At 68.2% G+C, this 24702-nt stretch carries 28 protein-coding genes and 1 pseudogene; 16 read left to right on the top strand and 13 right to left on the bottom strand.

The window, feature by feature from the left end; all coding sequences use genetic code 11:
• Window positions 1-447 (top strand): annotated as a pseudogene (locus HMPREF2716_RS00890) (YgcG family protein); the annotation flags it as partial.
• 110 nt (window positions 448-557) lie between these two features.
• Here HMPREF2716_RS00890 and HMPREF2716_RS00885 read toward each other — a convergent pair.
• The 3 genes from HMPREF2716_RS00885 to HMPREF2716_RS00875 all read right to left on the bottom strand — a co-directional run bounded on the left by HMPREF2716_RS00885 (window position 558) and on the right by HMPREF2716_RS00875 (window position 4247).
• A complete protein-coding gene (locus tag HMPREF2716_RS00885) occupies window positions 558-1112 on the bottom strand; it encodes a helix-turn-helix domain-containing protein (protein WP_003101576.1) in 555 nt (184 codons plus the stop codon).
• Window positions 1113-1129: 17 nt separating this feature from the next.
• A complete protein-coding gene (locus tag HMPREF2716_RS00880) occupies window positions 1130-2419 on the bottom strand; it encodes an NAD(P)/FAD-dependent oxidoreductase (protein WP_023518307.1) in 1290 nt (429 codons plus the stop codon).
• A gap of 337 nt (window positions 2420-2756) precedes the next feature.
• Window positions 2757-4247, bottom strand: coding sequence for a helix-turn-helix transcriptional regulator (locus HMPREF2716_RS00875; protein ID WP_003121801.1), 1491 nt, complete (start codon window positions 4245-4247; stop codon window positions 2757-2759).
• A gap of 285 nt (window positions 4248-4532) precedes the next feature.
• Between HMPREF2716_RS00875 and HMPREF2716_RS29660 the strand changes: the two genes are divergently transcribed.
• Window positions 4533-4796, top strand: coding sequence for a hypothetical protein (locus tag HMPREF2716_RS29660; RefSeq protein ID WP_003084903.1), 264 nt, complete (start codon window positions 4533-4535; stop codon window positions 4794-4796).
• Window positions 4797-4870: 74 nt separating this feature from the next.
• Here HMPREF2716_RS29660 and HMPREF2716_RS00865 read toward each other — a convergent pair whose 3' ends face one another.
• From HMPREF2716_RS00865 to HMPREF2716_RS00850, 4 genes are read right to left on the bottom strand one after another with little or no spacing between them, the layout of a single operon-like run.
• Complete coding sequence (locus HMPREF2716_RS00865; RefSeq protein ID WP_003084901.1) at window positions 4871-5587, bottom strand: type 1 glutamine amidotransferase; 717 nt, start codon at window positions 5585-5587, stop codon at window positions 4871-4873.
• Complete coding sequence (locus HMPREF2716_RS00860; protein ID WP_003459342.1) at window positions 5587-6768, bottom strand: aspartate aminotransferase family protein; 1182 nt, start codon at window positions 6766-6768, stop codon at window positions 5587-5589. Before HMPREF2716_RS00860 ends, HMPREF2716_RS00865 begins: the two co-directional genes overlap by 1 nt.
• A complete protein-coding gene (locus HMPREF2716_RS00855) occupies window positions 6761-6997 on the bottom strand; it encodes a hypothetical protein (RefSeq protein ID WP_003113233.1) in 237 nt (78 codons plus the stop codon). The genes HMPREF2716_RS00860 and HMPREF2716_RS00855 overlap by 8 nt, the downstream gene beginning before the upstream one ends.
• Window positions 6994-7695 carry an MOSC domain-containing protein gene (locus HMPREF2716_RS00850; RefSeq protein WP_003160865.1) on the bottom strand — a complete coding sequence of 234 codons (702 nt, stop codon included), beginning with the start codon at window positions 7693-7695 and terminating at the stop codon, window positions 6994-6996. The genes HMPREF2716_RS00855 and HMPREF2716_RS00850 overlap by 4 nt, the downstream gene beginning before the upstream one ends.
• Before the next feature lie 101 nt (window positions 7696-7796).
• On the opposite strand from HMPREF2716_RS00850, the gene HMPREF2716_RS00845 reads away from it, so the two are divergent.
• From HMPREF2716_RS00845 to HMPREF2716_RS00835, 3 genes are all read left to right on the top strand, one after another.
• Complete coding sequence (locus HMPREF2716_RS00845; RefSeq protein ID WP_003084893.1) at window positions 7797-8675, top strand: LysR family transcriptional regulator; 879 nt, start codon at window positions 7797-7799, stop codon at window positions 8673-8675.
• A gap of 353 nt (window positions 8676-9028) precedes the next feature.
• Window positions 9029-9712, top strand: coding sequence for a transcriptional regulator Dnr (gene dnr / locus HMPREF2716_RS00840; RefSeq protein ID WP_003084891.1), 684 nt, complete (start codon window positions 9029-9031; stop codon window positions 9710-9712).
• Between the two features lie 83 nt (window positions 9713-9795).
• On the top strand, window positions 9796-9990 hold the full coding sequence (locus tag HMPREF2716_RS00835) for a hypothetical protein (RefSeq protein WP_003101553.1): 195 nt from the start codon (window positions 9796-9798) through the stop codon (window positions 9988-9990).
• A 6-nt stretch (window positions 9991-9996) separates the two neighbouring features.
• On the opposite strand, the gene HMPREF2716_RS00830 is transcribed toward HMPREF2716_RS00835, so the two are convergent.
• The 6 genes from HMPREF2716_RS00830 to nirQ form a co-directional block, all read right to left on the bottom strand.
• Complete coding sequence (locus HMPREF2716_RS00830; RefSeq protein ID WP_070621775.1) at window positions 9997-11835, bottom strand: nitric oxide reductase activation protein NorD; 1839 nt, start codon at window positions 11833-11835, stop codon at window positions 9997-9999.
• A gap of 1 nt (window position 11836) precedes the next feature.
• Window positions 11837-13234 carry a nitric-oxide reductase subunit NorB gene (gene norB, locus HMPREF2716_RS00825; protein WP_003084883.1) on the bottom strand — a complete coding sequence of 466 codons (1398 nt, stop codon included), beginning with the start codon at window positions 13232-13234 and terminating at the stop codon, window positions 11837-11839.
• Entirely contained in the window at window positions 13234-13674 is a 441-nt protein-coding gene (norC, locus tag HMPREF2716_RS00820; protein ID WP_003084881.1) for a nitric oxide reductase subunit NorC, read from the bottom strand. Before norC ends, norB begins: the two co-directional genes overlap by 1 nt.
• 89 nt (window positions 13675-13763) lie before the next feature.
• Window positions 13764-14021, bottom strand: coding sequence for a cytochrome C oxidase subunit IV family protein (locus HMPREF2716_RS00815; RefSeq protein WP_003113239.1), 258 nt, complete (start codon window positions 14019-14021; stop codon window positions 13764-13766).
• 7 nt (window positions 14022-14028) lie between these two features.
• Entirely contained in the window at window positions 14029-14556 is a 528-nt protein-coding gene (locus tag HMPREF2716_RS00810; RefSeq protein ID WP_003118864.1) for a cytochrome c oxidase subunit 3, read from the bottom strand.
• Window positions 14557-14590: 34 nt separating this feature from the next.
• A complete protein-coding gene (nirQ, locus tag HMPREF2716_RS00805) occupies window positions 14591-15373 on the bottom strand; it encodes a transcriptional regulator NirQ (RefSeq protein ID WP_003113240.1) in 783 nt (260 codons plus the stop codon).
• 215 nt (window positions 15374-15588) lie between these two features.
• On the opposite strand from nirQ, the gene nirS reads away from it, so the two are divergent.
• Genes nirS through nirN form a run of 11 tightly spaced genes read left to right on the top strand, consistent with a single transcriptional unit; the run spans window position 15589 to window position 24578 of the window.
• Window positions 15589-17295 carry a nitrite reductase gene (gene nirS, locus HMPREF2716_RS00800; RefSeq protein WP_003106104.1) on the top strand — a complete coding sequence of 569 codons (1707 nt, stop codon included), beginning with the start codon at window positions 15589-15591 and terminating at the stop codon, window positions 17293-17295.
• Window positions 17296-17345: 50 nt separating this feature from the next.
• A complete protein-coding gene (nirM, locus tag HMPREF2716_RS00795) occupies window positions 17346-17660 on the top strand; it encodes a cytochrome C-551 (RefSeq protein WP_003084872.1) in 315 nt (104 codons plus the stop codon).
• Window positions 17657-18016, top strand: a complete 360-nt coding sequence (gene nirC, locus HMPREF2716_RS00790; protein WP_003084870.1) for a cytochrome c55X — start codon at window positions 17657-17659, stop codon at window positions 18014-18016. Before nirM ends, nirC begins: the two co-directional genes overlap by 4 nt.
• A complete protein-coding gene (nirF, locus tag HMPREF2716_RS00785; protein WP_003084866.1) occupies window positions 18013-19191 on the top strand; it encodes a heme d1 biosynthesis protein NirF in 1179 nt (392 codons plus the stop codon). Before nirC ends, nirF begins: the two co-directional genes overlap by 4 nt.
• A gap of 8 nt (window positions 19192-19199) precedes the next feature.
• Window positions 19200-19652 carry an AsnC family transcriptional regulator gene (locus HMPREF2716_RS29570; RefSeq protein ID WP_014602417.1) on the top strand — a complete coding sequence of 151 codons (453 nt, stop codon included), beginning with the start codon at window positions 19200-19202 and terminating at the stop codon, window positions 19650-19652.
• Window positions 19649-20173, top strand: a complete 525-nt coding sequence (locus HMPREF2716_RS29565) for a siroheme decarboxylase subunit beta (RefSeq protein ID WP_023518305.1) — start codon at window positions 19649-19651, stop codon at window positions 20171-20173. Before HMPREF2716_RS29570 ends, HMPREF2716_RS29565 begins: the two co-directional genes overlap by 4 nt.
• The gene (locus HMPREF2716_RS00770; RefSeq protein WP_003084860.1) at window positions 20166-20609 is read left to right on the top strand and encodes an Lrp/AsnC family transcriptional regulator; all 444 of its coding nucleotides are present in this window, start codon (window positions 20166-20168) and stop codon (window positions 20607-20609) included. Before HMPREF2716_RS29565 ends, HMPREF2716_RS00770 begins: the two co-directional genes overlap by 8 nt.
• Window positions 20584-21099: a siroheme decarboxylase subunit beta gene (locus HMPREF2716_RS00765; protein WP_003084858.1), complete on the top strand. Its 516-nt coding sequence runs from the start codon at window positions 20584-20586 to the stop codon at window positions 21097-21099. Before HMPREF2716_RS00770 ends, HMPREF2716_RS00765 begins: the two co-directional genes overlap by 26 nt.
• Complete coding sequence (nirJ, locus tag HMPREF2716_RS00760) at window positions 21093-22256, top strand: heme d1 biosynthesis radical SAM protein NirJ (RefSeq protein ID WP_023518304.1); 1164 nt, start codon at window positions 21093-21095, stop codon at window positions 22254-22256. Before HMPREF2716_RS00765 ends, nirJ begins: the two co-directional genes overlap by 7 nt.
• 10 nt (window positions 22257-22266) lie before the next feature.
• Window positions 22267-23106 carry a uroporphyrinogen-III C-methyltransferase gene (gene cobA / locus HMPREF2716_RS00755; RefSeq protein WP_043102184.1) on the top strand — a complete coding sequence of 280 codons (840 nt, stop codon included), beginning with the start codon at window positions 22267-22269 and terminating at the stop codon, window positions 23104-23106.
• Window positions 23097-24578: a dihydro-heme d1 dehydrogenase gene (gene nirN, locus HMPREF2716_RS00750; protein ID WP_023518303.1), complete on the top strand. Its 1482-nt coding sequence runs from the start codon at window positions 23097-23099 to the stop codon at window positions 24576-24578. The genes cobA and nirN overlap by 10 nt, the downstream gene beginning before the upstream one ends.
• Window positions 24579-24702: the final 124 nt, after the last annotated feature.

The following is a 24702-nucleotide window of genomic DNA, read 5'->3' as shown; positions in this document are numbered from 1 at the left end:
GAGGTGTATGACAGCGCCCCGCCGGAGCCGAAAAAGAAGAGCGGCCTGAGCGGACAGCTCTGGGGCAACCCGGTCTACCTCGGTGTCTATGTGGCGGTCCTGCTCGCCGTGGCCCTACTCGGACGCCTGCTGCCGTTGCAGTGGATGCGGCGGCGCAGCATCGGCCGCTTCCTGCTTTGCAGCGCGGCGGTCGCCGGCCTGGCCTGGCTGTTGAGCATGGGCCTGTGGCAGAACGTCGACCGCGCGGCGGACGACAGTCTCGGCGTACTGGCGCCGACCCTGTTCATCTACGCCCTGTTCCTGCTTCCCGGCGAAGTGCTGATGGCCATCCTCAGCGCCATCCTCAATAGTCGCGGCGGCGGTGGGGGAGGCGGCAGCGGCGGTGGCAGCATCTTCCGCGGTGGCGGCGGCTCCAGCGGCGGCGGCGGCGCCTCCGGACGCTGGTGACGAAAAGCCCGAGGCCTGTGCCTCGGGCTTTTTTCATCGGTCGGCGACGGTTCTCGCCGATGCCGGAAGTCTTCGCCGCTATCCGGCAAACGACCGGGTAACGCGCTTCGTCAGGCGTATACCCAGAGCACCCTGACCGGCGCCTGGCTGCGGTTGGCGTAGCGGCTGCGCATATGGCTGGGAATCTGGAAACCGTCGCCGGCCTGCAGGCGCAGCTCCTCGTCCTCCAGCCACAGGGTCAGCTCGCCTTCGAGCACGTAGCCGCCCTGCTCCGAGCTGTCCAGCAGGTCGCGCTCGCCGCTGTCGGCACCCGCTTCAAGGCAGGTTTCGAGCATGAAGAAGGCGCCGCCGAGACGCGGCGATACCAGGTTGTCGCTGGCGCCACGAGCGTAGGCCAGGGTCCGACGCTCGCCCGGGCGGGTCACCCAGGGCGAGGCCTGGATCTTCGGCGAGCAGAAGAAGTAGGTCGCCGGCACCCCGAGCACCTGGCTGATGGCGACCAGGTCGTCCACCGCCGGCCGCGAAAGGCCGCGCTCGACCTGGGAGACGAAGCCCACCGAACGGCGAATGCCGTCGGCCAGTGCCTGCAGGGTGATGCCCTTGCGCTTGCGCAATTCGCGCACCAGGCTGGCGATCTCCGCCAGGTCGTCGGCTACTTCGCTCATCTCGGCTCCGGGCCCTCTCAGAACAGGTCGCGCAAACGGTAATACGCTTTGCCCAGGGCTTCCAGCGGCGCGGCGAAGCGCTGGCCGCCGGGAAACTTCGGATTGCGCAGGCGCTGGTATAGCGCCAGGGTCTCGTCGTCGCCGAGCAGCGCGTCGCTGACCGCCCTGGCCGCCGCCAGACTCGGCAGCACGCCGTGGCCGGAGTAGCCTTGCAGCCAGTAGCGGTTGCCCTGCCGGCCGATGTCTGGGGTACGCCGCATGCTGCAGTCGATATGCCCGCCCCAGGCGTACTCCAGCGCCACCCCGCGCAACTGCGGGAACACCCTTTCGAGATAGGGCCGGGTGGCGGCGCGGATGTCGCTGGGCATGCCGCCCAGGTAGGTGCAGCCGCCGCCGAACAGCAGGCGGTGGTCCGGGGTCAGGCGGAAGTAGTCGAGGACGAACTGGTTGTCGGTCACGCAGCAGTTGCGCGGCAGCAACGACTTCGCCCGTTCCTCGCCGAGCGGCTCAGTGGCGACCTGATAGGTGCCCACCGGCAGCATCCGTTGCGACAGCTCGCTGTCCAGCCCGTCGATGTAGGCGTTGCAGGCCAGCACCAGCGCCGCGCAGCGGATCTCGCCGTGCTCGGTACGGACCCGGTAGCCGTCGCCCTCCTCGCGATAGTTCAGGGCCCGGGTCCGCTCGTGGATACGCCCGCCGGCGCGCTCGATGGCGGCGGCCAGGCCGAACGCCAGCTTGAGCGGATTCAGGTGTGCGGCGTGGGGATCGTAGAGACCGGCAAGGTAGCGCTCGCTGGCGATCCATTCGGGCAACTCGTCCTTCGCCACGAAGCGTAGCCCCTCGTAGCCCCAGCGACGGTTGGCCTCGGCCTGCCAGTCGTAGAGCAGGCCGACCCGGCGCGGCAGGATCGCCGTCCATAGGTGGCCGACCCGGTAGTCGCAGTCGAAGCCATGTCGCTGCGGCAACTCGCGCATCTCGCCGGCCGCCCAGAGCATGCCGTCCCAGAGACGGCGTGCGCCTTCGTAGCCGAGGTCGGCCTCCAGCGGCGGCAGGTCGCTGGACCAGCCGGGCAGCGCCTGCCCGCCGTTGCGCCCGGAGGCCGCCCAGGCGATCCGGCTGGCTTCGATGACGCATACCTGGCGTCCGCCTTCGACCAGCCGCAGCGCCGTGTGCAAGCCGCTGAAACCGGCGCCGACCACCAGCACCTCGCAGTCGAGGTCGCCCTCCAGGGACTGGCGCGGCTGGATCAGTTCGGGATAGACGGCGGCGTAGTAAGTGCCGACATGCTCGTTGGATTGCAGGAACATCGCGACCTCCGTGAAATTATATTGTTTATTTTTCATGAAAAATAACACTTAAAATTTCACGACACCAGTCCCGAGCATTCGCAAACGGCCGGCAGGATGCCGTCGCGCACCAGCAGAGGCAGAGGGGCAAATATTCGAAAGGAGGCGGGAAGCCCCCCGCCAGAGCGAAACTGGCGAGGGGAACAGACGTGCGGACGGCGCGGCTCGCGCCGCGGAGAAAAGGTGCACGACCACGGGCGGGGGCATGCCGGGCGTGCTGCGCCAGTGTCGGCGCCGACGGGAGCGGGCGACAGGTACGAATGCACCAGCCGCCCTGGTGCATTCGTACCCTCTTCGTTTATTTGCGCCCGTTGCCGTTGCGCGGCTCCGGCGCGAATCCGCGTTCGCGTGCCCAGACGATGGCCTCGCCACGGCTGTGGACATCGAGCTTGGCGTAGATGGTCGCCACGTGGTTGCGCACGGTGTTCGGCGCCAGGCCCAGTTCCTTGGCGATCTCCTTGTCCGCCAGGCCCTGGCAGATGAGGTCGAACACCTCGCGCTCGCGCGCAGTCAGGTCGGCCAGTTCGGCGCCGGTGCCCGGCGCGTTGGCGCGGCGAACGTTGGCGAGCTTTTCGATCAGGGTGCGGCTGAACCAGGAAGCGTCCTGCATCACCGTCTCGATGGCGTGCACCAGCTCCATTTCGGTGCGCCGCCGGTCGCTGATGTCCAGCAAGGCCACCAGCACGCAGTCCTGCTCGTTGAGGCTCACCGCCTCGGCCGAGACCAGGCAGTCCAGGCCGTTGCGATCCTTGTGCTGCAGGCGCAGCTGGACGTTGCGCACGCTGCCGCTCTGCGCCAGCAGCTCGCCCAGGCGCTCGGCGCCGCCGTCCTGCCACAGCCCGCAGGCGACGGTGGACTCGCCGAGCAGTTCCTCGGCCTGGTAGCCGAAGGTTTCGCTGAAGGCCTGGTTGATGTCCAGCACCTGCAGGTCGTCGCCGCACAGCACCAGGCTCGGCACCGGTGCCATGCGGAAGGCCTTGGCGAAGCGCTCCTCGCTCTTGCGCAGGGCCTCCTCGGCCTTCTTCCGCGGTTCGAGATCGGTGAAGGTGAAGAGCATGCAGGCCTCCTCGCCGACCTCTATCGGCTGCCCGGCGACCACCACGCACTTGCGTCCGCCCTCCGCCACCCGCAGGCTCGCCTCCATCTGCGGGATGGTCTCGCCGGCGCCCAGACGCTCCACCGCCAGTTCGCGGCGCTCGGCCTGGTCGAGTACGTCCAGCTCGTACACCGAACGGCCGATCACCTGGTCGCGGGCATAGCCGGTCATTTCCAGGAAACCGACATTGACCTTCACGTAGCGGTAGTCGCTGAGCCGGCAGATCACCGCCGGCGCCGGGTTGGCATTGAAGGTCTTCTCGAAGCGCTGCTCGGCGCTGGCCCACTCGGTGGCGTCGTGGAGGATCAGCACCAGGCAGTCGGGCTTGTCCTCGGGGGTGGTCAGCACCAGCCCGCGCACGCGGTGCACCCAGCGGGTGTCCTCGTCGGCGGCGGGAAACACTTCCACCACCACGTCGCTGAAGCACTCGCCAGCCACCAGGCGCTCGGCCGGGTACTGCCCCTCCTGCAGCGGATGATTGTTGCGGTAGCGCAGGCGAAAGCGCTCGCGATACTCGCCGGTATCGGCGCCCAGGCCTTCCAGCGAATCGACGCCGTGCATCGCCAGGGCCGCCTCGTTGGCCCAGAGGATGCGCTGGTCCGGCTCGATCAGGATCACCCCTTCGGTAAGACCGGCGATGATCTGCTGCAACTGGCGGCGGTCGGTCTGGGTACGCAGTACCTGGTCGTTCATGCTGTTCCTCTTGGATGGAGCGATTTTCCGGGGGCAGCAAGGATGCCCGCCCGCCCTGACCGCGCACGCGTGACGATTGCACTAGCGGTGCTAGTGCATTTGCATCGCGAAACGATAGCGGAGGCACCCCTACCCTGGCGATACAGGAAGCAATGTCCGGGCGGGAAGCCCAGACGCCGCGCCGGCCGGGAGGCTACGCCGCCCCTCGGTCCCGAGGTCGTCGACGCATCCACCCGACTCGCCCTGCACGAGAAGAAAGCCCCATCCCCTTGCATGAGCGATGCGATGAGCAAGAACAAGCACCCCGATCTCGGCGAGATCCAGCGCAGCCTGAACCAGGCGCTGGAAGGCTACGACTGCCAGTGCCGGATGCACTACGACGGCACCGTCAGTATCAATGTCGCCGCCCGAGAGCACGACGAAACCTTCACCTTCGTCGGCATCCAGCCCGGCGAGCTGGACAACCCCACCCGCCTGCACCTGTTCGCCGAAAGCCTGCGTCGCGACCTGGCACTACTGGAGCCCTGGTTGGGAAAGCACGCAGCCTAGAATAAAAAAAGCGCCCCACAGGACCAAAACGACGTCCGGAGGCGCATGCGAGGACAGAGGAATCTTTCTGGCGATCAGGCCCGGCGTGCGATCTCCGCCGGCCGATGCGCCAGGTAATCGAGCAACAGGAACAGCACCGGCGCCACCTCGCGGCAATGCGCGACACCCTGGCGGATCCTCCCGGCGCTCTGCACCGCCCCTTCCCGTTGCAGGTCCTGCGGGCAGGCATCGAGCAGCGCCTCGATGCTCTCCGCGGTGCTTTCCAGGTGACATTGCAGGCCGATAGCCTGCTCGTTCCAGATGAAGCCCTGGTTTGCGCAGGCAGCCGAACCATAGAGCGGCACGCTGCCGGCCGGCAGGTCGAAGGTCTCGCCGTGCCAGTGGAACGCCATCAGCCGTTCCGGCAGGCGCTCGCCCAGCGGCGAGCCCAGCGCCTGGCTGTACCTGTGCAGCGGCCACCAGCCGATCTCCGCCTGGCGTCCCGGGCGTACCGCAGCCCCCAGCGCCTGGGCCAGCAGCTGCGCGCCGAGGCAGATGCCGAGGACCTTCTTGCCGGCATCCAGCGCCGCGCGGATCAAACGCTTCTCCGCCACCAGCCAGGGATATTGCGCTTCGTCGTGGACGCTCATCGGCCCGCCCATCACCACCAGCAGGTCGAAGCTGTCCAGCGCAGGCAGGTGGGCGTCGGCGTAGAGGTAGCAGACGTGCTCGTGCTCGCAGTGGCGGCCGATCCAGTCGCCGATCCGCGCGCTGCCTTCGAAGGGAACGTGTTGCAATACCAGGGCGCGCATCAGGCCACCTCCTCGTGTCGGTTGGCGACCCGGGCCAGGGCCCGTTCCAGTCGCCGCAGCATTTCGTCGACGTTGGCCCGGCTCACCGTCAGCGCCGGGGAAAAACGCAGGCAGTGCGGCTGCGGCGCGTTGATCAGCAGGCCTTCGCCGAACGCCGCGCGAACCACCGCCGGCGCGCGCTGGCCGATCAGCGGCAGCCCCCAGAACAGTCCCTGGCCGCGCAGCGGACCATGCCCATAGCGACGCGCGACACGGGCCAGGCCATCGCGCAGGTGGGTGCCCTGCTCGCGCACCTGCTCCAGGAAACCCGGCTCCAGCACGGTATTCAGTACCGCCAGCCCGGCAGCGGTCATCAACGCGTTGCCGTGGTGGGTGCCAAGCTGGTCGCCCGGTTCGAAGCAGCAGGCGTTGCCACGCGCCAGCAGCGCCGACAGCGGCACCCCGGCGCCGAGGCCCTTGCCGAGGGTAACGATGTCGGCGCGTACCCCGTACAGTTCCTCCGCCAGCAGCGCGCCGCAGCGGCCGATGCCGGTCTGCACCTCGTCGAGGATCAACAGGACGCCACGCTGCCGGCACAGCCGCTCGATGCCACGCAGGTAGTCGAGGGTCGCCGGGATCACCCCGGCATCGCCCTGCACCGGCTCCAGCATCACCGCCACCGTCTCTTCGTCGATGGCCGCGGCCATGGCGTCGAGGTCGTTGAACGGCACCCTGGCAAATCCCTCCAGGCCATGCTGCGCCGGCTTGCCACAAGCCGTCAGGGTGCCCGGGGTACGTCCATGGATGCTGTTGACAGTGCTGACGATCCGTTGCGCGCCGCCGCGATGCAGGCGGCCCCACTTGCGCGCCAGGGCGATGGCCGCTTCGTTGGCCTCGGCGCCGCTGGTGAGGAAGTAGGCCTGGTCGCTGCCGGTCGCCAGGCACAGGCGCTGCGCCAATGCCAGCACCGGCCGGTTGAGCAGGCAGGGGCCGGCGCTGACCAGCTCCCGCGCCTGCCGGGCCAGGGCCTGGACCAGCACGCTGGGACTGTGGCCAAGGCAGTTCACCGCCAGGCCCTGGGTGAAGTCGAGGAAGGCGCGTCCGTCGCTGTCCCACAGCCACGAGCCCTGGCCACGGACGAACACCTGTTCGGGCCGTTCCTGGGTGCGCATCAGGCGCAGGCTATCCAGCGCATCAGCCATCTTTCAGTTCCTCGGTCATGTACTCCACCGCCAGCAGGCGCACGCCCTGTGGCCCCTGCTCCAGCAGCCGACGCTTTTCCCGGCGCGTTTCGAAGCGCAGTTCGAAGCCGTCGCCGGCGGGGAAGCGCTGGCGCATCAGCTCGCGCACCTCGGCAAAGCGCGCGGCGCTCACCGTCATGCTGGCCAACAGCCGGCCGGACTGGCTCAGGGTGATCAGGTAGTCGCTCAAGAGGCATGCTCCCGGTAATCCGACGGCCCGCGCAGGCGCGGCCCCCAGTCTTCCACCACGCCGCTGGACAGGCGTTTCGCCGCTGTCTTGCGCCAACGCTGGGAGAGCGCGTCGCAGGCCATCATCTGGCGCAACCCGAGAGGCTCCAGGGGATCGCCGAAATACCACTGCAATAGGCGGGCGACGGTCAGTTCGGGGTAATGCCGCTGGACCAGCTTCAGCTGGTCCCCGGGAGTCACCATGCCGCTGCGCAGGACCCGATAGAACCAGCCGCAGCGGCCGCCGCTCTGCAATTCGTCGGGCAGCTCGGGAAGATTCCAGCGCTGGCCCTGGCGATAGCAGGGCGAACGCGGCTGGCTGACTTCCAGCAGGGCATCGCCCCAATGGAACTGGTCGCCGATGCAGACCTCAGCTTCGGTGATGCCGTAGGTCGAGATGTTCTCGCCGAACGCCGGCAGTTGCCAGCGGTTCAGCGGGTGGCGCTTGCGCCAGTAGCGGTAGTGCTCGGCGGGATAGTGATGGAGAGCGCGCTCGAGGCCGCCGTGGTGGCGGATGTCGGCCTGTTCGTCGCCGGGCAGGCCATCGTGGCCCAGCCAGAACTCCTGCTCGACCGGCAGCTTGTCGATCGCGCTGACCAATCCGCCCCAGGTTTCTTCGACTTTACCTATGAAAACACCGTTTACGACTATCTGCTCCATTGCTCCGCGACCACCCGATGTACCGCCAATGCAGCTAGACTAGTGCCTCACGCGGGACCCACTCCATTTCGATTTTCCAGTTTCATCGATAAGAACAGCTTATGGATTTTCGCCAACTCCGCTATTTCGTCGCGCTCTACGAGGAAGGCCACGTCGGCCGCGCCGCCGAACGCCTGGCCCTGTCGCAACCGGCCCTCTCGCAGCAGATCCGCCAGTTGGAGCAGAACCTCGACGTCTCGCTGTTCCAGCGCAGCGGCAAGCGCCTGCTGCCGACCGTCGCCGCCCACACCCTGTACAACCATGCGGTACCGCTGCTGGAGGGATTGGAAAGGGCCCGCGAGGCGATGCGCGTATTCCGCGGGCAGACCCCGCGCAGCCTGGCGATCGGCGTGCTGCAGACGGTCAACGCCAGCCTGGTGCCGTACATGGTCGAACGCCTGCATGCCGCGCAGCCGCACCTGCGGGTGCAGATCTACGAACTGTCGGGAATCGACATCGAGCGGCGCCTGCTCACCGGTAACCTGGACATCGGCATCGGTTTCCTGCCGCCGCGCCAGCCGGGCCTGCACAGCGTCGAGCTGTACGAAGACGAATTGCAGCTGGTGATCCCCGAGGAACACCCGTTGAAGGAATTCAGGAAGGTGTCCCTGGCCCAGGCCGCGGAGTTGCCGATGCTGCTGCTCGGCGAGGAGTTCCGTGCGCGCCAGATCTGGCAGGAGCAACTCGCCGCGATCGGCCGGCGGCCGCGGGTGCAGGCGGAACTGAACCACATGAGCGGGATTCTCGACAGCCTGCCGCAGACCCGCTTCGCCACCGTTCTACCGGGCAAGGCACGGCAGATGCACTCGAACCAGCGGCTGCTGTGGAAACCGCTCAGCGAACCGCGCATCCCGCTGAAGGTCGGCCTGGTCTACCGCGACGCGCAGCGCCAGCACGCCAGCGTCGAGCTGCTGCGCTCGCTGCTGGAAGGCGTGGTCTGAGCGACGCGGTTTTTCGCGGGCAATAAAAAACCCCGCCTTTTGGGCGGGGTTTTGCAGACCTCTATCCTGACATCCGTGCTACGCCACCATCCATGGTGGATTCCCTGAGTTTCCGTATTGTCTTTGGCGCTTCCTGCGCAATGTCCTGACGGTTTGAAGATTACGCATCTCCGCGAGGGGGAGAAAGCAGCCAAAACCACCGCCGTTTGTAAGCCTTGGCTTACACGCTGTAATAGTTCCGCTCGCCGGACCGACGGCAGCGCCCACCCGCCGCGAGCTTGCCGTGCATCAAGATGACCTGCGCCGGGCCCGCTACAGTGGGCAGTCCCCTCATCATCGCGAGCCTTCCCAGCATGGAATTCCAGCGCGTCCACCAGCAGTTGCTGCAAAGCCACCACCTGTTCGAACCGCTTTCTCCCGTCCAGCTCCAGGAACTGCTCGCCAGCAGCGACCTGGTCAACCTCGACAAGGGCGCCTACGTGTTCCGCCAGGGCGAGCCGGCGCACGCCTTCTACTACCTGATTTCCGGCTGCGTGAAGATCTACCGGCTGACCCCGGAAGGCCAGGAGAAGATTCTCGAAGTGACCAACGAACGCAACACCTTCGCCGAGGCGATGATGTTCATGGACACCCCGAACTACGTGGCCACCGCCCAGGCCGTGGTGCCCAGCCAGCTGTTCCGTTTCTCCAACAAGGCCTACCTGCGCCAGTTGCAGGACAACACCCCGTTGGCCCTGGCCCTGCTGGCCAAGCTCAGCACCCGCCTGCACCAGCGCATCGACGAGATCGAGACGCTTTCCCTGAAGAACGCCACCCACCGCGTGGTGCGCTACCTGCTGACCCTCGCCGCCCACGCGCCGGGGGAGAACTGCCGGGTGGAAATCCCGGTGGCCAAGCAACTGGTGGCCGGTCACCTGTCGATCCAGCCGGAAACCTTCTCGCGGATCATGCACCGCCTCGGCGACGAGGGCATCATCCGCCTCGACGGCCGCGAAATCAGCATCCTCGACCGCGAACGCCTGGAGTGCTTCGAGTGAACAGCCCCGCCGCTTGATCGCGGTCAAGCGCGCCACGGCCTGTCCACCGGCAAGCTGGCGGGGTCGAGCCCGCGAGAACGCCCATGCGCCAATGCCTGTATTGCCTCCATGAAACCGAAGGCGCGGAAAGCGCCTGCGAACAGTGCGGCATGCCACTGCCCAGCGCTTCCCAGCGCCAGCTCCAGGGTCGCCGGCAGCGGCGCTTCGCCTGGTTCTGCGTCGGGCTGGCGCTGTTCTGCCTGGGCATGATGCTCTGGTTGCCGCGCGATGCTCCCTGAGGCATCTCAGCGGCGCAGGCGCCGATAGAGCTGGAGCAGGCGCTCGGGCAACTGCCCGGCGCGCTCGACCAGCGCGAAGCCGTCGGCGCCGAACAGGTAGGGCAGGTAGTCCGCCGCCTCCTTGTCGATGGTGATGCAGAACGGCACCAGTCCCTGGCTGCGCGCCTCGATCACCGCCTGGCGGGTGTCCTCGATGCCGTAGCGGCCCTCGTAGCGGTCCAGGTCGTTGGGCTTGCCGTCGCTCAACAGCAACAGCAGGCGACGCTTCTGCGGCTGCCCGCCGAGCACCTGGCTGGCCCGGCGAATCGCCGCGCCCATCCGCGTGTAGTAGCCCGGCGAGAGCGCCAGCACGCGACCGCGGACCTCGCCGCCGTAGCCTTCGTCGAAGTCCTTCAGCACCTGCCAGCGCACCTGCTGCCGGCGCACCGAGGAAAACCCGTACAGCGCGAAGGGGTCGCCCAGTGCCTGCAACGCCTCGCCGAACAGCAGCAGGCTGTCGACGATGCTGTCGATCACTCGCCGCTGGTCGTCGAGGTAGGCTTCGGTGGACATCGACAGGTCCGCCAGCAACAGGCAGGCGAGGTCGCGCCGGCGCGGCCGCTGTTCGAGGAACAGGCCTGGCTGGGTGGAACCGCCGCGCCGCCGCTCGACCTGGAAGTCGAGCCAGGCATCGAGGTCGATCTCGTCGCCTTGCGGCTGCTGGCGCAGGCGTTGGCGACCGTCGCGCAGGCAGGCGAACTGGCGGCGCAGATGCAGCGCGGTCTTCTCCAGGTGCGCCGGCAGGCTGGCGCTGGTCGCGCCGCGCGGCCGCATCGGTTGCAGCAGCCCGTGGTCGCTCAGCAGGCGCTGCTGCCGATAGTCCCACTCGGGCAGCTTCAGCCCGGGGCCGAGCGGCAGGTCATCGTAGTCGGCGGCCGGCAGGTCGAGATCCAGGCGCAGGCCGCCGCCCTTCTGCGTGCGCTGGCGCGACAGCGACAGGTAGTCGAGGTCTTCGGCGACGCGCGCGCCGTCCGGGTCGTCCTCGTCGTCGCTACAGCGGTCCAGGGCCAGGTGCTCCGACCAACTGAGCAGGCTTTCCAGGCGGAACAGCAGCAGGTTGCGTTCGCTGTCGCGTTCCTCGACGCGCTCGGCGCGCTTGCGCGCTCCGCTGCGGGCGACCTGGCGCTTGCCGGCGCCGGCGGCCGCTTCCTCGCCGTCCTCCGCGCTGGCGGAAGGCGTCCAGCACTCGCCGGGATACAGCCACAGCGGCACCGGCCAGGGCGCCCGCTCGACTCGCGGGAAGCGCTCGACGCTGCCCGGCTCGGCAAGCGCGCGGCGCAGGGCGATTTCCAGTTCGGCGTCTGCCGCCGGGCAATCGTCCAGCGACGGGCGCTGGCGCAGATGCGCGGCGACCAGCCGGGCGTAGCGCGGGCGCAGCGCCGGATAGGCATCGAGCAACTGCCGCGCCCAGCGCTGGTTGTCCTGGGCCCAGTGCCGCAGCGGCCCGGCGCTGGCCGCCAGCAGCGCCAGCCAGCGATACAGTTCGCGGTTCAGCTCGGCCTGCGGATAGACCGCGAGGGATTCCGGCAGGCGCAGGCTGTCGCCGTTGAACCAGGACACCGGGGCCTGCTCGCAGGTCCCGGCGACCCGCTGCAACCAGGTGCGGCGTAGCAGCAGGCGGCGCGCCGGGGTCGCCTCGAGGGCTACCCCCGGTGCGCCGCCGAGCGCCCGGAAGAGCATGCCGAGCGGACGCCGCATGCTCTCCAGGGTCACCCGCGCCGCCTCGAACTCGCCGCTGGCATGGCGGGTGATGAAGCGGTGCCAGTGGGCGCCGACCCATTCCTCCAGCTCGACGGCGAAGGCCATCTCAGGCGGCCGCCTTGCCGCGCCGGAAGCTCAGCAGGTAGGCGACCAGGCCGATGAGGAACACCACCCCGGCGCCTTCGCGCAGCCAGTAGAAGATCGCCAGCTGGTCCTGGGTGGCCATGAAGGTCATCGCCGCGCCGTCCGCCGGCATCCGTTGCAGCCAGACCTGCAGCACCCCGGCCGCGGAGAGGAACAGGGTGATGAACACCATCGCCACGGTCATCAGCCAGAAGCCCCACATCTCCAGGACCTGCGAGCGGTTGTCCATCGCCTCGCCGATCCCGCGCAGGCGCGGCATGGCGTAGGAGATGATGGTCATTACGATCATCGCGTAGGCGCCATAGAAGGCCATGTGGCCGTGGGCGGCGGTGAGCTGGGTGCCGTGGGTGTAGTAGTTGACCGGCGCCAGGGTATGCATGAAGCCCCACACTCCCGCGCCGAGGAAGGCCATCACCGTGGTGCCCATGGCCCACAGCGCGACCGCGCGGTTCGGATAGTCGCGGCGGCGGCGGTTGATGGTGTTGAAGGCGAACAGCACCATGGCGAAGAACGGCAGCGGCTCCAGCGCCGAGAATACCGAGCCGAGCCACAGCCAGTAGCCGGGCACGCCGATCCAGAAGTAGTGGTGGCCGGTGCCGATGATGCCGCTGATCAGCGCCATGGCGATGATCACGTAGAGCCACTTCTCGATCACCTCGCGGTCGACCCCGGTGATCTTCACCAGCACGAAGGCGAGGATCGCACCCATGATCAGTTCCCACACGCCTTCCACCCACAGGTGCACCACCCACCACCAGTAGAACTTGTCGCGGGTGAGGTTTTCCGGGTTGTAGAAGGAGAACAGGAACAGCAGGGCGAGGCCGATCAGGCCGGTCATCAGGACCATGCTGATGGCGGTCTTGCGCCCGCGCAGCACGGTCATGCCGACGTTGAACAGGAAGCCCAGGGCGACGATCACGATGCCCGCCTTGCTGATGGTCGGCTGTTCGAGGAACTCGCGGCCCATGGTCGGCCACAGTTCGTTGCCGGTGAGCCTGGCCAGGCCGGCGTAGGGCACCAGCAGGTAGCCGAGGATGGTCAGCACGCCGGCGGCGGCGAATACCCAGAACAGGATCCAGGCCAGCTTCGGGCTGTACAGCTCGCAGTCGCTCTCCTCCGGCACCAGGTAGTAGGCAGCGCCCATGAAGCCGAACAGCAGCCAGACGATCAGCAGGTTGGTGTGCACCATGCGCGCGACGTTGAAGGGGATCGCCGGGAACAGGAAGTCGCCGACCACGTACTGCAGGCCCATGATCAGGCCGAACAGGATCTGCCCGACGAAGAGGATCAGGGCGAACACGAAGTAGGGTTTGGCGACCGCCTGCGAGGCGAATTTCAGGGAGCCATTGGGCGACATCATCAACCCTCCTTGTTCGGCGGCCATTGGTTGGTATCGATCTTCGAGCTCCACTTGAGGAACTCGGCCAGGTCGTCGACCTGGCCCTCGCTGAGATGGAACTGCGGCATGGCGCGGCGGCCCGGCACGTTCAGCGGCTGGATCTTCATCCAGGCCTGGAGGAAGGTGTTGAAGCCCTCCTCGCCGCCACGGCGTCCGACCACGTTGCCCAGCTCCGGCGCGAAGTAGGCGCCCTCGCCGAGCAGGGTGTGGCAACCGACGCAGTTGTTCTGCTCCCAGACCAGCTTGCCGCGCACCACCGCGGCGCTCATCGCGGCCTCGTTGGTGCGCTCGGGCAGGGTCTTCTCGGTGTGGTAGGTCAGGGCCAGGAACAGCAGGATGAAGAACACACTCCCGCCGAAATAGATGTTCCTGGCCATGCCTTTGGTAAAGGTCTCGGACATGCGGCCTCCTGGAATGGGTGGTGCGGCGATTCTAGGAAGCGGCGGCGGCGAACCCGCTTGATGGCAATCAAGATTCCCGAACGATTTACTCAGTTATTCATCCGCGCCAGGTACAGCGCAGCGCCCACCGCCAGGGCCATCAGCAGCGGCCAGGCCAGCAGCAGGCGGCGCCATAGCGCCGGGGCATGGGCCAGCTCCATGAAGCGCTCGCCGATCAGCCAACCCTTGGCCACCGCGCAGGCCAGCACCGCCGCCAGCAGCCAGGGAGAGTCGCCGGCGCCGCCCAGCAGCACACCGGTCACGGCCAGCGCCAGCAACGCCAGCCAGCAGAGGGTCAGGGTTCGCATCGGCACCTCATTGCAGGACGTAGACCAGCGGGAACAGCAGCACCCAGACCAGGTCGACCATGTGCCAGTAGAGCACTCCCGACTCCAGTCCCGAGCAAGCCTGCGGCGTATAACACCGGCGCCAGCAGGCCTGCGCCAGCCAGCCGAGGATCAGCAGGCCGAGCAGGACGTGGAGGAAATGGAAGCCGGTCAGGCACCAGTAGAGGGTGAAGAAAGTGTCGTGCTCGATGTCCAGGCCGAGATCGGCGAGCCGCCCGTACTCGTGCAGCTTCAGGCCGACGTAGACCAGCGCCAGCAGCAGCGCCGCCAGCAACCAGCCGCTCGCCTGGCGCGGCCGTCCGCGGCGCACCGCATGCACCGCCAGCGCGGCGAGCCAGCCGGAGCTGAGCAGGGCCACGGTCAGCAACAGGCCCCAGCGGCTATCCAGTTGCTCCCGGCCGGCACGGAACAGCTCCGGCTGCCAGGCCTGGGCGCCGGCGAACGCCAGCAGCAGCAGGCTGAACACGCTGAGTTCGGCGAGGATGAAGAACCACATCGCCAGGTCGCCGGGCAGGCGCCGCTCGACGGTATCAGGCGACATGGAGATCGACGATGTCCATCAGCGCCGCCACCGTCGCCGGGTCGTCCGAGAGCGGTTCGGCCAGCGCCACCCGGCACGCCTCGCGCGGGTCCATGCCGTCGCCGATGAGGCGCGCGGCGAAGATCAGCAGGCGGGTCGAGGCGACTTCCTCCAGGTCGTGCTGCTCCAGCCGCCGCAGCGCCTGGCCCAACTGCACCAGGCGCTGCGCCAGGGTCTCGGCACAACCGCTCTCGCCGACCAGGATGCGTGCCTCCTGCTGCGCCGCCGGGTAGTCGAAGCGCAACGCGACGAAACGCTGCCGGGTGCTGGGCTTCAGGCCCTTGAGCAGGTTCTGGTAGCCGGGGTTGTAGGACACCACCAGCATGAACGAAGGCGGCGCCTGCAACGTCTCGCCGGTGCGCTCCAGGTACAGCTCGCGGCGGTCGTCGGCCAGCGGGTGGATGGCGACCGTGGTGTCCTGGCGCGCCTCCACCACTTCGTCCAGGTAGCAGATACCGCCTTCGCGCACCGCGCGGGTCAGCGGGCCGTCCTGCCACCAGGTGCCGTCGGCGCCGATCAGATGGCGGCCGAGCAGGTCGGCGGCGCCCAGGTCGTCGTGGCAGGCGACGCTGTACAGCGGCAGTTCCAGGCGCCGCGCCATGTACTGGACGAAGCGGGTCTTGCCGCAACCGGTGGGGCCCTTGAGCAATACCGGCAGGCCGTGCCGCCAGGCGCGCTCGAAGACTTCGATCTCATGGCCGGTGGCCTCGTAGAAGGGTGTCGCGTCCCGCATGTCCTACTCCTGCGCTAGGGATTAGGACCGCACGCTATTCACAGTTGGAAGGTGCCACAAGCGCAAAGCAACGCAATCTTGATTCCGGTCAAGCAAGGGTAAAGACCCTGCTTTCTATGATCCTTTCGCGCCATGAATTCCCGGGAGTTCCCGACGCAGCCACCCCCAAAACACTGCTAAGGGAGCGCCTCGCAGGGCTCCTGAGGAGATAGACCATGCCATTTGGCAAGCCACTGGCGGGCACCTTGCTCGCCTCGCTGACGCTGCTGGGCCTGGCCACCGCTCACGCCAAGGACGACATGAAAGCCGCCGAGCAATACCAGGGTGCCGCTTCCGCCGTCGATCCCGCTCACGTGGTGCGCACCAACGGTGCCCCCGACATGAGTGAAAGCGAGTTCAACGAGGCCAAGCAGATCTACTTCCAACGCTGCGCCGGTTGCCACGGCGTCCTGCGCAAGGGCGCCACCGGCAAGCCGCTGACCCCGGACATCACCCAGCAACGCGGCCAGCAATACCTGGAAGCGCTGATCACCTACGGCACCCCGCTGGGCATGCCGAACTGGGGCAGCTCCGGCGAGCTGAGCAAGGAACAGATCACCCTGATGGCCAAGTACATCCAGCACACCCCGCCGCAACCGCCGGAGTGGGGCATGCCGGAGATGCGCGAATCGTGGAAGGTGCTGGTGAAGCCGGAGGACCGGCCGAAGAAACAGCTCAACGACCTCGACCTGCCCAACCTGTTCTCGGTGACCCTGCGCGACGCCGGGCAGATCGCCCTGGTCGACGGCGACAGCAAGAAGATCGTCAAGGTCATCGATACCGGCTATGCCGTGCATATCTCGCGGATGTCCGCTTCCGGCCGCTACCTGCTGGTGATCGGCCGCGACGCGCGGATCGACATGATCGACCTGTGGGCCAAGGAGCCGACCAAGGTCGCCGAGATCAAGATCGGCATCGAGGCGCGCTCGGTGGAAAGCTCCAAGTTCAAGGGCTACGAGGACCGCTACACCATCGCCGGCGCCTACTGGCCGCCGCAGTTCGCGATCATGGACGGCGAGACCCTGGAGCCGAAGCAGATCGTCTCCACCCGCGGCATGACCGTAGACACCCAGACCTACCACCCGGAACCGCGCGTGGCGGCGATCATCGCCTCCCACGAGCACCCCGAGTTCATCGTCAACGTGAAGGAGACCGGCAAGGTCCTGCTGGTCAACTACAAGGATATCGACAACCTCACCGTCACCAGCATCGGTGCGGCGCCGTTCCTCCACGACGGCGGCTGGGACAGCAGCCACCGCTACTTCATGACCGCCGCCAACAACTCCAACAAGGTTGCCGTGATCGACTCCAAGGACCGTCGCCTGTCGGCCCTGGTCGACGTCGGCAAGACCCCGCACCCGGGGCGGGGCGCCAACTTCGTACATCCCAAGTACGGCCCGGTGTGGAGCACCAGCCACCTGGGCGACGGCAGCATCTCGCTGATCGGCACCGATCCGAAGAACCATCCGCAGTACGCCTGGAAGAAAGTCGCCGAACTACAGGGCCAGGGCGGCGGCTCGCTGTTCATCAAGACCCATCCGAAGTCCTCGCACCTCTACGTCGACACCACCTTCAACCCCGACGCCAGGATCAGCCAGAGCGTCGCGGTGTTCGACCTGAAGAACCTCGACGCCAAGTACCAGGTGCTGCCGATCGCCGAATGGGCCGATCTCGGCGAAGGCGCCAAGCGGGTGGTGCAGCCCGAGTACAACAAGCGCGGCGATGAAGTCTGGTTCTCGGTGTGGAACGGCAAGAACGACAGCTCCGCGCTGGTGGTGGTGGACGACAAGACCCTGAAGCTCAAGGCCGTGGTCAAGGACCCGCGGCTGATCACCCCGACCGGCAAGTTCAACGTCTACAACACCCAGCACGACGTGTACTGAGACCCGCGTGCGGGGCACGCCCCGCACGCTCCCCCCTACGAGGAACCGTGATGAAACCGTACGCACTGCTTTCGCTGCTCGCCACCGGCACCCTGCTCGCCCAGGGCGCCTGGGCCGAAGACCCCGAAGTGCTGTTCAAGAACAAGGGCTGCGTGGCCTGCCATGCCATCGACACCAAGATGGTCGGCCCGGCCTACAAGGACGTCGCCGCCAAGTTCGCCGGCCAGGCCGGCGCCGAAGCGGAACTCGCGCAGCGGATCAAGAACGGCAGCCAGGGCGTCTGGGGCCCGATCCCGATGCCGCCGAACGCGGTCAGCGACGACGAGGCGCAGACCCTGGCGAAGTGGGTCCTGTCGCAGAAATGAACGCCCCTCCGGACTTCCGGCGCGCCGCCAGCCACGCCTTGTGGCTGGCCCTCGCGCTGACGTTCGCCTGTCCTCTTCCGGGCCTGGCCGACGAGCATCCCGATGCCCGTCGCCAGGCCCAGTTGCGTCACCTGCTGTTGCAGGACTGCGGCTCCTGCCACGGCCTGCGCCTGACCGGCGGCCTCGGCCCGGCGCTGACCCCCGAGGCCCTGCGCGGCAAGCCGCGCGAATCGCTGGTCGCCACCGTGCTCATGGGCCGTCCGCAAACCCCGATGCCCCCCTGGGCCGGCCTGCTCAGCGAAGACGACGCCGGCTGGCTGGTGGACCGCCTGATCGAAGGAGAGATCGCCCCATGAACCTGCGTCCCCTCGCGCCGCTTTTCCTCGCCCTGCTCGCCGGCTGTAGCCAGCAGCCGCCCTTGCGCGGCAGCGGCGACCTCGGCGTGCTGATCGAACGCGCCGACGGCAGCGTGCAGATCCTCGACGGCACGGCGAAGACCTCGCTGGCGCGGGTCGAAGGCCTCGGCGACCTGTCCCACGCCTCCCTGGTGTTCTCCCGCGACCAGCGCTACGCCTACGTATTCGGTCGCGACGGCGGCCTGACCAAGCTCGACCTGCTGGCCCAGCGCATCGACAAGCGCCTGATCCAGGGCGGCAACAGCATCGGCGGAGCGATCAGCCAGGACGGTCGGCTGGTCGCGGTATCCAACTACGAGCCGGGCGGGGTCAAGGTGTTCGACAGTCGCACCCTGGAGCTGGTCGCCGAGATTCCCGCCACCCGCCTCCCCGGCCAGGACAGGAACTCCCGGGTGGTCGGCCTGGTCGACGCGCCCGGGCAGCGCTTCGTGTTCAGCCTGTTCGACAGCGGCGAGATCTGGATCGCCGACTTCAGCCAGGGCGACACGCCGCACCTGACCCGCTTCCGCGATATCGGCAAGCAACCCTACGACGCCCTCATCAGCCCCGACGGGCGCTACTACATGGCCGGGCTGTTCGGCGAGGACGGCATGGCCCAGCTCGACCTCTGGCACCCGGAGCGCGGCGTCAGGCGCGTACTCGGCGACTACGGCCGCGGCCAACGCAAGCTGCCGGTGTACAAGATGCCGCACCTGGAGGGCTGGACCATCGCCAGCGACCAGGCCTTCGTCCCGGCGGTCGGCCATCACCAGGTGCTGGTGCTCGACGCGCGCGACTGGAAGCAGACCGACGCCATCGACGTCGCCGGCCAGCCGGTGTTCGTCATGACTCGACCGGACGACCGGCAGATCTGGGTCAACTTCGCCTACCCGGACAACGACAAGGTGCAGGTCATCGACAGCGAGACCCACGAAGTGATCGAAACCCTGCGCCCTGGCCCCGGCGTACTGCACATGGAATTCAGCGGGCGCGGCGACCAGGTCTGGATCTCGGTGCGCGACGCCGACCAGTTGCAGGTCTGGGACCCGTACCGCCTGAAGCGCATCGGCAGCCTTCCGGCCCGCAGCCCGAGCGGCATCTTCTTCAGCCACCGCGCCCAGCACATCGGACTCTAGGAGGCACCATGGACGACCTCTCCCGCCGCCTCCTCGCCCGCTACCAGAAAGGCCTGCCGATCTGCGCGGCCCCCTATCGACGGATGGCCGAGACCCTGGGTTGCAGCGAAGCCGAGGTGCTCGAACGGCTGCGTCGCCTGGAAGCCGACGGCGCGTTGTCGCGGGTCGGCCCGGTGCTCCGCCACCAACGCGCCGGGGCCAGCACCCTGGCTGCCCTGGCGGTGCCCGAGGAGCGTCTGCAACGGGTCGCCGAGCGCATCAGCCAGTACGCCGAGGTCAACCACAACTACCAGCGCGAACACCGCTACAACCTGTGGTTCGTGCTCACCGCCGGCGACCGCGCGCAACTCGACCGGGTACTGGCGGAGATCGCCGCCGACACCGGCCTGCAACCCCTCGACCTGCCGATGCAGGAAGCCTACTGCATCGACCTCGCGTTTCCCCTGGAGGCCAGCCGATGAACCCCGTCGAACCCCTCGCCGCGCCGCAGCGGCAACACCTGCGCTACCTGCTGGAACAGGGCCTGCCGCTGGCCAGCCGGCCCTACCGGGTGCTCGCCGAACGCATCGGCGCCGGCGAAGACGAAGTGCTGGAACAGGTCCGCCGCTGGGACGAAGACGGCCTGTTCCGCCGCTTCGGGGTGATCCTCCACCACCGCGCCCTGGGCTATACCGCCAACGCCATGCTGGTGCTGGACGTCGCCGACGCGGAGGTCGACGCCGTCGGCCGCGCCCTCGCCCACGAAACGATCATCTCGCTCTGTTACCGCCGCCCGCGTCGCCTGCCGATGTGGCCATACAACCTGTTTTGCATGATCCACGGCCGCGAGCGCGGCGAAGTGGAACGCCAGATCGAGGCGCTGCTGGAGCGCCACGCCCTGCGCCAGACACCGCACCGCTGGCTGTTCAGCCTGCGCGCCTACAAGCAGTGCGGCGGCCGCTACACCGCGCCGCCGGCCGACCTGGAGCGCCGCCATGGATGAGTTCGACCGGCGCCTGCTGAACCGCCTGCAACACGGCCTGCCGCTGGAGCCGCATCCCTACGCGCTGCTCGCCGCCGAGCTGGATTGCCGCGAGGAAGACATCCTGCGCCGCCTCGACGACCTGCTCGACGACGGCACCCTGACCCGCTTCGGTCCGCTGTTCGATATCGAGCCCCTCGGCGGTGCCTTCACCCTGGCCGCCATGAGCGTGCCGGAGGCGCGTTTCGAAGAGATCGCCGCGCTGCTCGCCGGCTGGCCGCAGGTCGCCCACAACTACCGTCGCGAGCACGCCCTGAACATGTGGCTGGTGGTCGCCTGCGACAGCCCGGCGGAGGTCGCCGAGACCCTCGCACGGCTGGAGCGCGAGAGCGGGCTGGCGGTACTCGACCTGCCCAAGGAGGCGACCTACCATGTCGGCCTGCATTTCCCCCTCTGACGCCCTGCTCGCCCGCCGCCTGATCGAACTGACCCAGGCCGGCCTGCCGCTGGTCGCCGACCCTTGGGCGTGGATCGCCGCGCAACTGCGGCTGAGCGAGGCGGAGACCCTGGCGCTGCTGAAGCGCCTGCGCGACGCCGGGGTGATCCGGCGCATCGCCGCGGTGCCCAACCACTATCGCCTTGGCTACCGGCACAACGGCATGACCGTCTGGGACGTCGCCGACGAACGCATCGAACGCCTCGGCCGGCTGGTCGGCGGGCTGTCCTTCGTCAGCCATTGCTACCGGCGCCCGCGCCATCTGCCGCAGTGGCGCTACAACCTGTTCGCCATGGTTCACGGCCGCAGCGAAGCGGAGATCGAAGGCTATCGCCAGCAGATCCGCCTGCTGCTCGGCGAGGACTGTCGCGCCGACGAGATGCTGGTGAGCAGCCGCATCCTGAAGAAGACCGGCCTGCGCCTGGCGCAGAAGGAGGAACGTCCATGCTGAGGATCAGCCATTACCTGCGCAGCCTCGCCGAGGACGCGCCGACGCCGCGCCGCGCCGGCGGCAGGCGCGCCCCGGTGGTGATCTGGAACCTGCTGCGGCGCTGCAACCTGACCTGCAAGCACTGTTACTCCACCTCCGCCGACAGCGACTTCCGTGGCGAGCTGGAGACCGCGGAAATCCTTCGCGGCATCGACGACCTGCGCGCCGCCGGAGTGCGCGTGCTGATCCTCTCCGGCGGCGAGCCGCTGATGCACCCGGACCTCTTCGAGATCGCCGCCCATGCGCGCCAGGCCGGGATGTTCGTGGCGCTGTCGAGCAACGGTACGCTGATCGACGAAGGCAACATCCAGCGCGTCGCCGAGGCCCGCTTCGACTACGTCGGCATCAGCCTCGACGGCCTGCGCGAGACCCACGACCGCTTCCGCCAGAAGCAGGGCAGCTTCGACGCCGCGCTGGCGGCCATGCGCCTGTGCCGCGAGGCGGATATCCGCGTCGGCATGCGCACCACCCTGACCGAGGAGAACGCCGCGCAACTACCGGCACTGCTCGACCTGATGCGCGAACTCGACGTGCAGAAGTTCTACCTCTCGCACCTCAACTACAGTGGCCGCGGCCGCCGCAGCCGCGCCCTCGACGCCCACCACCGGCGCACCCGCGAGGCCCTCGCGCAGCTCTTCGAACGGGCCGACGAGGACATCCGGCAGGGGCGCGACAGCGACTTCGTCACCGGCAACAACGACGCCGACGCGATCCTTCTCCTCGACTGGCTCAAGCGCCGCCGCCCGCAGCAACTGGCGCGTCTCTGCGAGCTGCTGCTGGACTGGGGCGGCAACGCCTCGGGCGAGGGCATCGCCAACATCGACAACACCGGCGAGGTGCATCCGGACAGCTACTGGTGGCACCACAGCGTCGGCAACATCCGCCATCAGCGCTTCGCCGACTTCTGGTTCGAGCGCCCCGACCCGCTGCTCCTGCAACTGCGCCAGCGCCCGCGACCGGTGGTCGGGCGCTGCAGCCAATGCCGCTGGCTGGACATCTGCAACGGCAACACCCGCACCCGCGCCTGGGCCGGCGGAGAACTCTGGGGCGAAGACCCCGGCTGCTACCTCAGCGATCAGGAAATCGGCCTCGAGCGCATCGCGCTGCACGCCGTCTAAGGAAAGCCTCATGAACACTACCGTGATTCCGCCGTCCCTCCTCGATGTCGATTTCCCTGCCGGCAGCGTCGCCCTGGTCGGCGCCGGCCCCGGCGATCCGGGCCTGCTCACCCTGCGCGCCTGGGCCCTGCTGCAACAGGCCGAGGTGGTGGTCTACGACCGCCTGGTCGCCCGCGAACTGGTCGCCCTTCTGCCGGAAAGCTGCCAGCGCATCTACGTCGGCAAGCGCTGCGGCCACCACAGCCTGCCGCAGGAAGAAATCAACGAGCTGCTGGTGCGCCTGGCCCGGCAGCAACGCCGGGTGGTCCGCCTGAAAGGCGGCGACCCGTTCATCTTCGGTCGCGGCGCCGAGGAGCTGGAGCGCCTGCTCGAAGCCGGCGTCGACTGCCAGGTGGTCCCCGGCGTCACCGCCGCCTCCGGTTGCAGTACCTACGCCGGCATCCCGCTGACCCACCGCGACCTCGCCCAGTCCTGCACCTTCGTCACCGGCCACCTGCAGAACGACGGCCGCCTCGACCTCGACTGGGCCGGCCTGGCGCGTGGCAAGCAGACCCTGGTGTTCTACATGGGCCTGGGCAACCTCGCCGAGATCGCCGCGCGCCTGGTCGAGCACGGCCTCGCCAGCGACACCCCGGCGGCGCTGGTCAGCCAGGGCACCCAGGCGGGCCAGCAGGTGACCCGCGGCGCCCTTGCCGAGCTGCCGGCGCTGGCGCGACGCTACCAGTTGAAGCCGCCGACGCTGATCGTCGTCGGCCAGGTGGTGGCGCTCTTCGCCGAGCGCGCGATGGCGCATCCTTCATACCTGGGCGCCGGCTCGCCGGTCAGCCGCGAGGCCGTCGCATGCGCCTGATCGGCCTCGCCCTCGGCCTGCTCCTCGGCTCCCCCGCGCAGGCCGGCGAAGCGCCGGGGGAAGCGCTCTACCGCCAGCACTGCCAGGCCTGCCACGGCGCCGGACGGCTCGGCGGCAGCGGCCCGACCCTGCTCCCGGAAAGCCTTTCGCGGCTGAAGCCGGCGCAGGCCCGCGAGGTGATCCTGCACGGTCGCCCGGCAACCCAGATGGCCGGCTTTGCCGGTCAATTGGACGACGCCGCGGCGGACGCCCTGGTCGCCTATCTCTACCAGACGCCGCCGCGCGAACCGCAGTGGAGCGCCGAGGACATCCGGGCCAGCCAGGTTCAGCCGCATCCCCTCGCCACCCTGCCGTCCAGGCCCCGCTTCGAGGCCGACCCGCTGAACCTGTTCGTGGTGGTGGAGTCCGGCGACCACCACGTGACCATCCTCGACGGCGATCGCTTCGAGCCCATCGCCCGCTTCCCCTCGCGCTACGCCCTGCACGGAGGTCCGAAGTTCTCCCCGGACGGGCGCCTGGTGTACTTCGCCTCGCGCGACGGCTGGGTGACCCTCTACGACCTGTACAACCTGAAGGTGGTCGCCGAGGTCCGCGCCGGCCTCAACACGCGCAACCTGGCGGTCAGCGACGACGGGCGCTGGATCCTGGTGGGCAACTACCTGCCCGGCAACCTGGTGCTGCTGGATGCCCGCGACCTTTCCCTGGTGCAGGTCATCCCGGCGGCCGACGCCCAGGGCCAGGCCTCGCGGGTCAGCGCGGTATACACGGCACCGCCGCGGCACAGCTTCGTGGTCGCCCTGAAGGACGTCCACGAGCTGTGGGAGCTGCCCTATGCCGACGGCAAGCCGGTCGCGCCGAAACGGCTGGCGGTCGCCGACTACCTCGACGACTTCTCCTTCAGCCCCGACTACCGCTACCTGCTGGGCAGCTCGCGGCAGGCCAGGGGCGGCGAGGTGATCGAGCTGGACAGCGGCGCGCGGGTCGCCTCGATCCCGCTGTCGGGCATGCCGCACCTCGGCTCGGGCATCTACTGGAAGCGCGACGGGCGCTGGGTGTTCGCTACGCCGAACATCAGCCGCGGGGTGATCTCGGTGATCGACCTGCAAAACTGGAAGCCGTTGAAGGAAATCGTCACCGACGGCCCCGGCTTCTTCATGCGCAGCCATGCCGACTCGCCCTACGCCTGGACCGATACCTTCCTTGGCAAGAAACACGACGAGATCCTGCTGATCGACAAGCAGACCCTGGAAATCGCCCATCGCCTGCGCCCCAGCCCGGGCAAGGTGGCCGGCCACGTCGAGTTCACCCGCGACGGCCGCTACGCCCTGCTCAGCGTCTGGGACCGCGACGGCGCGCTGGTGGTCTACGACGCGCACAGCCTGGAGGAAGTGAAGCGACTGCCGATGAACAAGCCGTCGGGCAAGTACAACGTCGGCAACAAGATCGGCTATGCGGAGGGAACCTCGCACTGAGGCTCGGGCGAGACGCCATCAACGGATATCCCCGTATCCTCCGCGACGGACCGCGACAACCCTGTCCCATCACGGCACGAGAAAAACCAGGGGAATGGCGGATAACCGCAAGCGGTTATTCGCC

This window comes from Pseudomonas sp. HMSC076A11, assembly GCF_001810205.1.
Lineage (GTDB): Bacteria > Pseudomonadota > Gammaproteobacteria > Pseudomonadales > Pseudomonadaceae > Pseudomonas > Pseudomonas aeruginosa.
The sequence above is the reverse complement of the archived record's forward strand: the minus strand, read 5'-3'. Positions and strand labels throughout refer to the sequence as shown.

Bases quoted from the DNA above. Each gene is read 5' to 3' on its own strand.
- HMPREF2716_RS00770 (WP_003084860.1), top strand. From the start codon at position 20,166: ATGGATGAGTTCGACCGGCGCCTGCTGAACCGCCTGCAACACGGCCTG.
- HMPREF2716_RS00810 (WP_003118864.1), bottom strand. From the start codon at position 14,556: ATGTGGTTCTTCATCCTCGCCGAACTCAGCGTGTTCAGCCTGCTGCTG.
- dnr (WP_003084891.1), top strand. From the start codon at position 9,029: ATGGAATTCCAGCGCGTCCACCAGCAGTTGCTGCAAAGCCACCACCTG.
- HMPREF2716_RS29565 (WP_023518305.1), top strand. From the start codon at position 19,649: ATGAACCCCGTCGAACCCCTCGCCGCGCCGCAGCGGCAACACCTGCGC.
- nirF (WP_003084866.1), top strand. From the start codon at position 18,013: ATGAACCTGCGTCCCCTCGCGCCGCTTTTCCTCGCCCTGCTCGCCGGC.
- nirN (WP_023518303.1), top strand. From the start codon at position 23,097: ATGCGCCTGATCGGCCTCGCCCTCGGCCTGCTCCTCGGCTCCCCCGCG.
- nirQ (WP_003113240.1), bottom strand. From the start codon at position 15,373: ATGCGGGACGCGACACCCTTCTACGAGGCCACCGGCCATGAGATCGAA.
- HMPREF2716_RS00815 (WP_003113239.1), bottom strand. From the start codon at position 14,021: ATGCGAACCCTGACCCTCTGCTGGCTGGCGTTGCTGGCGCTGGCCGTG.
- HMPREF2716_RS00875 (WP_003121801.1), bottom strand. From the start codon at position 4,247: ATGAACGACCAGGTACTGCGTACCCAGACCGACCGCCGCCAGTTGCAG.
- HMPREF2716_RS00850 (WP_003160865.1), bottom strand. From the start codon at position 7,695: ATGGAGCAGATAGTCGTAAACGGTGTTTTCATAGGTAAAGTCGAAGAA.
- nirM (WP_003084872.1), top strand. From the start codon at position 17,346: ATGAAACCGTACGCACTGCTTTCGCTGCTCGCCACCGGCACCCTGCTC.
- HMPREF2716_RS29660 (WP_003084903.1), top strand. From the start codon at position 4,533: ATGAGCAAGAACAAGCACCCCGATCTCGGCGAGATCCAGCGCAGCCTG.
- HMPREF2716_RS00880 (WP_023518307.1), bottom strand. From the start codon at position 2,419: ATGTTCCTGCAATCCAACGAGCATGTCGGCACTTACTACGCCGCCGTC.
- HMPREF2716_RS00865 (WP_003084901.1), bottom strand. From the start codon at position 5,587: ATGCGCGCCCTGGTATTGCAACACGTTCCCTTCGAAGGCAGCGCGCGG.
- norB (WP_003084883.1), bottom strand. From the start codon at position 13,234: ATGATGTCGCCCAATGGCTCCCTGAAATTCGCCTCGCAGGCGGTCGCC.
- HMPREF2716_RS00860 (WP_003459342.1), bottom strand. From the start codon at position 6,768: ATGGCTGATGCGCTGGATAGCCTGCGCCTGATGCGCACCCAGGAACGG.
- nirS (WP_003106104.1), top strand. From the start codon at position 15,589: ATGCCATTTGGCAAGCCACTGGCGGGCACCTTGCTCGCCTCGCTGACG.
- HMPREF2716_RS00885 (WP_003101576.1), bottom strand. From the start codon at position 1,112: ATGAGCGAAGTAGCCGACGACCTGGCGGAGATCGCCAGCCTGGTGCGC.
- HMPREF2716_RS00765 (WP_003084858.1), top strand. From the start codon at position 20,584: ATGTCGGCCTGCATTTCCCCCTCTGACGCCCTGCTCGCCCGCCGCCTG.
- HMPREF2716_RS00835 (WP_003101553.1), top strand. From the start codon at position 9,796: ATGCGCCAATGCCTGTATTGCCTCCATGAAACCGAAGGCGCGGAAAGC.
- cobA (WP_043102184.1), top strand. From the start codon at position 22,267: ATGAACACTACCGTGATTCCGCCGTCCCTCCTCGATGTCGATTTCCCT.
- HMPREF2716_RS00845 (WP_003084893.1), top strand. From the start codon at position 7,797: ATGGATTTTCGCCAACTCCGCTATTTCGTCGCGCTCTACGAGGAAGGC.
- HMPREF2716_RS00830 (WP_070621775.1), bottom strand. From the start codon at position 11,835: ATGGCCTTCGCCGTCGAGCTGGAGGAATGGGTCGGCGCCCACTGGCAC.
- HMPREF2716_RS29570 (WP_014602417.1), top strand. From the start codon at position 19,200: ATGGACGACCTCTCCCGCCGCCTCCTCGCCCGCTACCAGAAAGGCCTG.
- nirJ (WP_023518304.1), top strand. From the start codon at position 21,093: ATGCTGAGGATCAGCCATTACCTGCGCAGCCTCGCCGAGGACGCGCCG.
- nirC (WP_003084870.1), top strand. From the start codon at position 17,657: ATGAACGCCCCTCCGGACTTCCGGCGCGCCGCCAGCCACGCCTTGTGG.
- norC (WP_003084881.1), bottom strand. From the start codon at position 13,674: ATGTCCGAGACCTTTACCAAAGGCATGGCCAGGAACATCTATTTCGGC.